The organism is Nostoc sp. CHAB 5715, assembly GCF_020829685.1.
Classification (GTDB): Bacteria; Cyanobacteriota; Cyanobacteriia; order Cyanobacteriales; family Nostocaceae; genus Nostoc.
Genome location: NZ_JAIVFR010000373.1, coordinates 1 through 6545, shown reverse-complemented (window position 1 = coordinate 6545; position 6545 = coordinate 1). Strand labels below are relative to the sequence as shown.

Below are 6545 nucleotides of genomic sequence, written 5' to 3'. Positions count from 1 at the left end.
CGTTGATCGTGGTACTGCAACCGCACTTGTCACCATCGATTGTGGCACACAAAGCGCACTTGTCACCCACGTGTTAGCTCTTTAATAAAGGCTTGAATTGCTTTTCCGGCTGGTGATTGTCTGCCCAATTACCAGCTTTGCGAACGGTATCAAGAATGCGATCGCGGATAAACTGTTTAGAGCCGAATAACACGCCTGGGTCAAGATTTCCTTGAACTTTGACTTGCTTACCCAATCTGGCTCGTGCGTCTGCCATATCCACAGCCCAGTCTACACTGACTATATCAGCGCCAGATTGTGCCATTCTTTCCAACACACCCGCGCTACCGCTAACTAGCAGAATCAAAGGTGTATCCGGGTGGGTTTGCTTGACTTGCTGGAAAACTCTCTGCTGATAGGGGAGAGCAAAGGTATCATAATCTTGAGGACTCAATTGACCCGCCCAAGAATCGAACATTTGCACAACTTGAGCGCCAGAGTCAATTTGGTAGCGGGCATAGATGGCGATCGCATCTGCTAGTTTAGCTAACAATTGATGCAATATCGTTGGATCTGAAAATGCCATGTTTTTGATGATGGAGTAGGTTTTAGAACCTTTTCCTTCAACTGCATAAGCTGCTAACGTCCACGGCGCACCCACAAAGCCCAACACCGTCGATTTATCGCCTACTTCAAAACGCAGTGCTTGTAAAATTGTCTTAATAAATGGTAGAGCTGCTTCTGGTTCTAAAGGATGCAGACGTTCAATTTGTTCTTGAGTGCGGAGGGGCGAGTGAATGATTGGCCCTTTACCTTCGGCAATATCCATGTCAATGCCCAAACCAGGTAATGGGGTGACAATATCAGAAAATAAAATTACTCCGTCTGGTTGGAAAGCTCTCCAGGGTTGTAAGGAAACTTCAATTGCTACTTCTGGAATTTCGGAGCGATCGCGAAACGAAGGATACCTATCTCTTAAGTCTCGATATGCTTTCATATATCGTCCCGCTTGTCGCATCATCCATACGGGGGGACGATCTACTACTTCACCACGAGCAGCCCGTAAGAGATGAGGAGTCGTTAAAGAAACACCCATTTATCACTTCATCCTAAGTCACAATTTTTATGCCACTGTTTAGCTTATCATTCTGGGATTACGCTTTTTCAGCAGGTTTGGAGTAAAAGGAGAATGGGGAGTGGGGAGTGGGGAGTGGGGAGTGGGGAATAAGGAGTGAGAAATAGGATAAAACAAGAATCAATATTGAACTGAGGATTGGGAATTGGGCATGGGGCATTGGGCACTTGTACTGAGCGAAGCCGAAGTATTGGGCATTGGTTAATAATCAATAGTTCTTCTTCCTCTACTCCCTCATCTTCCTCATCTTCCTCATCCCCACTCCCCACTCCCCACTCCCCACTCCCCTAACTATGCAAACTGACTCTAACAGTCCCGATGATGTTGCATCTGCTAATAATGATCCTAACTTAGAAAAACTTTTGATTCCGCGATCACAGCGACAGAGGTTCTTTATTCAGTTTACCTTAATGACCTTGATCGGATGGGTTGTGGGTGGCGTTGCCAGTATCGCCTTAGAGAAAATTATTCTCCAAACCTCACCTAGCGTTGCAATTCAACCACAAACATGGAGCATTTTGGTTAGAAGTCTCAGCAATGTTGTATTTGCCGTGATTTTCGCTGCTGACCAGAGCCTTGTTCTTTACCGATATTTACCAGGTTGGCAGTGGATATTTGCAACTAGCGTCGGTTGGCTGATTGCTAACGGCGTTTCTACAGCTTGGATTAACTATATTTTAACCATTGTCTCATCATCTCCTGAAGAAACTTTTATTTTGGGATTTTTGTCTGCGATCGCATATATTATTTCTGGTATTTGGCTGGGGCTTTGCCAATGGCTGGTATTGAGGCGATACACAACAGGTATTTGGTGGTGGAATTTTTTACCCTCAATTTCTTTCTTCTTGATTACTATTTTGGTTTGGTTGCTTTTTATTGTGCAAAATTTCATTCCAGAAGCCAACCGTAGTTTTATACTCTATTGGAGTGGACAAGGATTTACAGCACTAATTTTGGGAATTGTACCAGCAATTGGCTTGTGTACCTTGAAAAGAAATTCACATCGCCAAAGTGGAATTTCTGGTTGATCATAATTAAGCATCGGGTTTGAAACCTAGTTTTTGCAAGGCTAAGTAAAAAGGAAGCCTTAGTTAGGATTTTAGATTTCATCTAGATTATGGGGAATCCCAAATTGAATCAATGTTTGCTTGAGCTTGTTTGAGTGCTGTTTCTGGAGATGTTCCTAGCATGGTGGCTTCAATGGCTCGACCTAAACTCTCAGATAAACGACTATAGCCAGGAATGATTGGTCGAGAACCTGATACAGGCATTTGCTCAATAAAGACTTTCAAGACAGGTTTTTGCTGGAGAAATTGTTGATAAGCCTGACTTTGGGCAGATTTAATGTTAACTGGTAAAAAACCCGTCCCTATGCTCCATTCTGTTTGGAATTCTTCACTTAAAACATACTCTAAAAATTTGAGTGCAGCTTGCTCTCTTGCTGGTGTGGTCTTCATCAAATACATATTTCCAGTGGCTGTCACTGTAGCAGGTTTCACATTTGCAGGTATAGGGAATACGTTAAAGTCAACATTAGACTTCATGATATAAGTCCAAGGGCCTGTAAGCTGCATAGCAACACGACCTGCAATAAAAGCGTCTTCTTCATAACCTCGCTCTGGGGAAGAAAGGGTTGCGGAACCATCTTTTAATAGGTCTTGCCAAAATTGTAAGGCTGCGATCGCTCCTGCATTCGTCAAATTCGGACGGTTATTGGTGACAATCTCTCCGCCAGCGCTCAATAAAAAGGGGAACCAAGTAAATACAGTCCATTCTTCCTTTCCTAAAGGCAGTAACATTCCGTACTGTTCAGGTCGATTGTCGCCATTGCGATCTATGGTCAATTTTTTGGCAACTTCCCTTAACTCTTCCCAAGTCTTAGGAAGTTGCGTAATTCCCGCAGCTTGGAAAAGTTTAGGTCGGTAAAAAATCCCTACATTGCCCGTGTAAAGTGGGATTGACCAAAGATGACCGTCTAATTTTAATCCCTCCCATAAATTGGGGCTAATTTCCGACTTGAATCGAAATTTGTCCAGCCATTCTTCTAAAGGACGAATTGCCCCTAGTTCCATAAACTGACCTGTCAATTGAGGATCGAATGACAGAATATCTGGAGGCGCATTGCCCACAACTGCTGTTAATATTTTTGGCAATTGGGGTTGACCTATAAAGATAGATTCCACCTTCACATCAGTATGAGTCTGATTAAATTTATCTACTAGTTTATTAAACACATCCCGATTAATCGGGGGATTGATTGATTGCCATAGACTCAGATGAATTACTCCATCATTCTTCTGGACTGCCCCCTGACAACCATATAAAAATATACTCAGAAGAATTCCCATCAGTGAAACCCGCCAAGCAGAATTGGTCAACTGGCGGGAAAATTTTTGAATTTGGGATTGGAAAAGGGTAACTTTATGCCAATTTATAGATTTTTTGTGCATCTATCACTTCACCCTCAAGAGCGCCAAGAGAAGAAAAAAATAAATTTCTGAATCATTTAGGACTGCTATATACTACATTTTGTCTCCATATTTACGAGTGCTAATAAGTTAAATTAGTATAGATTTATTTTATAATAGGATACGTTAATTTCATTGTGACACAAATTTTATGGGTAACTTTCCTACGCCTTCTTTCTTAAGTAGCTATTTAGAAAATTCATTTCAATTTAAGCATCATCTACAAGAGTTTTTACATTTAGATCCAGAAACCGTAGAGATAAAGTTAGCAACAAAACAAGAAGAAATAAAAAATTTAGGACACAAAGATTTTAATTGGCAAGAAGCAAATGCTTTTTATCGTGAGAAAGTAGGAGAACTTTACTTATTTGAATTGGGGGCTTGGCATCTGTCAAGTCATGAGTACATTGGAGATACCTTGCGGTTGATTGCAGATTATGCTCAAGGTCGAGTGTTGGATTTTGGTGGTGGAATAGGAACTCATGCCCTTGGCGCTGCTCTTTGTCCACAAGTTGAACAAGTAATTTATTATGATATTAATCCGATCAATCGTGATTTTGTTCAGTATCGATCTAAGAAAATGGGATTGGACAAGAAAATAGTTTTTGCTCTGGAAATGCCTGCAAAAGATAAATTTGATACGATTTTGTGCTTTGATGTTTTAGAACATGTGTTAGATCCTAGCGAACAGTTATTACAATTTTATCAAGCTTTGAATTTTAAAGGTAAGATGATAGTGAATTGGTATTTCTTTAAAGGTTTTAACCAAGAATACCCTTTTCATTTAGATGATCCTAAAGTAGTAGAAACATTTTTCCATACACTTCAGAGTCACTTCTTAGAGGTTTTTCATCCTTACCTAATTACAACCCGCTGCTACCGTAAGCAAAGTTGAATTTAATTTCATGTCTTTTGGATGGAGCTACAGCGAAACCCAATAAGTACGTTGTTTAGGTGAAAAAATGATCTTTATGAAAATAGATTAACGACGAAAATGTACCATAAATTATTATTTATGTCCACTCCAATTGGTTCACTAGGTTCAGGATTGGGTGGCGGAGTGGAGTTGACCATCTCTAACATTGCCAAAGAGATGCTACGGCGAGGACACCAAGTAAAAATTGTCGCACCTCAGGGGTCTATTAGCAGTTCATTACCTATTAAAGAAATCCCTGGAGAACTCCAGATACCAGCTCAAAATCAGACTCGCACTGAGCCAATTTTTATCCCGAAAAATTCTGTTCTGGCGAATATGTGGGATTATGCACGACAAGTTCAGGCTGATTATGATTTAATTGTGAATTTTGCTTATGATTGGCTACCTTTGTATTTAACACCATTTTTTAATACTCCGATCGCTCATCTGATTAGTATGGGTTCTTTAACAGATGTTATGGATCAGATTATTGAGCAGATCGCAACTCAGTTTACAGGTACTATTGGCGTTCACAGTCAAACACAAGCAGCGACTTTTAAGCTTGAACAGCAGTGTACTTGTTTGCTGAATGGGATGGATTTATCTATTTATCAGTTTTGTAATCAACCAAGCTATAACTTGGCGTGGGTAGGTAGAATAGCACCGGAAAAAGGATTAGAAGATGCGGTTGCATCTGCAAAAATCACGGGTATTCCTTTGAAAATATTTGGACTGAAACAAGATGAAACTTACTGGCAGAAGATTTGTCAAGACTACCCAGATGCACCGATAGAATATATGGGCTTTTTACCTACTGTCGAGTTACAACAACAATTAGGTAAATGTCTAGCCTTGTTAGTAACTCCCCGTTGGGTAGAAGCTTTTGGAAATGTAGCAATAGAAGCGCTTGCTTGTGGAGTACCTTTAATTGCTTACCATCGGGGTGGTTTAACAGAAATTGTCCAAGAAGGCAAAACTGGTTTTTTAGTGGAACCTGATAGTGTTCAAGGTTTAGTAGAAGCGATTAAGCATTTGGATGAAATTGACCGTTATGCTTGTCGGCAACAAGCAGAAACAAATTATTCTTTAGAGGCGATGGGCGATCGCGTAGAACAATGGTTTCAAAAAATCTTGAAAAAATGAATAGTAATAATGTCCTTTAACTCAATACGCTTGGGTTAAGGCTAGCACTCTTTGCCAAAGTCGTTTTTTTAATGAACCACAGAGGCGCAGAGGACACAGAGAGAGAAGGAAAAATTGCTTAACTGAACTGTATTGTCCTTTACAGCAGTTTTCATGTATTTGAACCACATCTATCGTAGGGGTTTAGCAATGCTCATACGTGTCAACTTAACGTAAAAGCCATGTCCCGCAAGGAACTGAAGTTCCTTGCTAATAGCGGAAGTCATCTGAAGATGACTAAATATAGCAAAAAATCTTTAGTCTACTTTAGTAGACTTTAACTATTAGCCCTGAAATTCATTTCTGGGCGGGCGTGGAAGCTAACAGTTAAGCTACTTTTAGCTTAAGTTGACACCAATGAGCAATGCTAAACCCCTACCGCGTGGTTTATTTACCTGAAAATAGCTGTAACTTGGATATTATTTGATTTTATGTACCACCAAAACTTTTTGTGATAAAAATATTTGCGGGAAACTATGGTGCGATCGCTAATATTCCCGCATCCCCATCTAAAGTTACCTCTACACCCACTGGTAAGGCTGCATTCGGACTATCATGACCAAAAGGTAAATCAGAAACAATCGCAATACCCAAATCACCCAAGCGATCGCGCAATACTTCTTCTACACTAAAGCTAGACACAGTTGGCGGCGCTTCACAGCGAGTAAAACCGCCCAAAGCAATACCGCACACTTGAGACAAAGCACCACTCAAACGCCACTGTGTCAGCATCCTATCAATGCGATAAGGTGCTTCTGTAATATCTTCCAGCGCCAGAATTACACCATCCAGATGTGGCAAGATTGATGTACCCAAAAGGTGAGTTGCAACTGTGAGATTACCTGGTAACAAAGTACCATTAACC

5 protein-coding genes and 2 pseudogenes are annotated in these 6545 nt (G+C 40.6%); 3 read left to right on the top strand and 4 right to left on the bottom strand.

The features are described from left to right. Window positions 1-124: 124 nt before the first annotated feature. Both hemE and LC574_RS20420 read right to left on the bottom strand, forming a co-directional pair. Window positions 125-1075: pseudogene (hemE, locus tag LC574_RS20425) on the bottom strand (uroporphyrinogen decarboxylase); the annotation flags it as partial. A 68-nt stretch (window positions 1076-1143) separates the two neighbouring features. Then, window positions 1144-1383 (bottom strand): hypothetical protein, encoded by a 240-nt coding sequence (locus LC574_RS20420; protein WP_229455257.1) that lies wholly within the window; start codon window positions 1381-1383, stop codon window positions 1144-1146. Window positions 1384-1407: 24 nt separating this feature from the next. On the opposite strand from LC574_RS20420, the gene LC574_RS20415 reads away from it, so the two are divergent. Continuing rightward, window positions 1408-2142 (top strand): hypothetical protein, encoded by a 735-nt coding sequence (locus tag LC574_RS20415; protein ID WP_229455255.1) that lies wholly within the window; start codon window positions 1408-1410, stop codon window positions 2140-2142. A gap of 87 nt (window positions 2143-2229) precedes the next feature. Here LC574_RS20415 and LC574_RS20410 read toward each other — a convergent pair whose 3' ends face one another. Further along, entirely contained in the window at window positions 2230-3564 is a 1335-nt protein-coding gene (locus LC574_RS20410) for an ABC transporter substrate-binding protein (protein ID WP_229455253.1), read from the bottom strand. A 169-nt stretch (window positions 3565-3733) separates the two neighbouring features. Between LC574_RS20410 and LC574_RS20405 the strand changes: the two genes are divergently transcribed. Both LC574_RS20405 and LC574_RS20400 read left to right on the top strand, forming a co-directional pair. Further along, entirely contained in the window at window positions 3734-4477 is a 744-nt protein-coding gene (locus LC574_RS20405) for a bifunctional 2-polyprenyl-6-hydroxyphenol methylase/3-demethylubiquinol 3-O-methyltransferase UbiG (protein WP_229455251.1), read from the top strand. 120 nt (window positions 4478-4597) lie between these two features. Next, window positions 4598-5641 (top strand): glycosyltransferase family 4 protein, encoded by a 1044-nt coding sequence (locus LC574_RS20400; protein ID WP_306422141.1) that lies wholly within the window; start codon window positions 4598-4600, stop codon window positions 5639-5641. A gap of 513 nt (window positions 5642-6154) precedes the next feature. Here LC574_RS20400 and LC574_RS20395 read toward each other — a convergent pair. After that, a pseudogene (locus tag LC574_RS20395) lies at window positions 6155-6545 on the bottom strand (LD-carboxypeptidase); the annotation flags it as partial.

What these genes read in the sequence shown, in the direction of transcription:
- LC574_RS20415 (WP_229455255.1), top strand. Translation starts at nt 1,408, where the DNA reads ATGCAAACTGACTCTAACAGTCCCGATGATGTTGCATCTGCTAATAAT.
- LC574_RS20410 (WP_229455253.1), bottom strand. Translation starts at nt 3,564, where the DNA reads ATGCACAAAAAATCTATAAATTGGCATAAAGTTACCCTTTTCCAATCC.
- LC574_RS20405 (WP_229455251.1), top strand. Translation starts at nt 3,734, where the DNA reads ATGGGTAACTTTCCTACGCCTTCTTTCTTAAGTAGCTATTTAGAAAAT.
- LC574_RS20400 (WP_306422141.1), top strand. Translation starts at nt 4,598, where the DNA reads ATGTCCACTCCAATTGGTTCACTAGGTTCAGGATTGGGTGGCGGAGTG.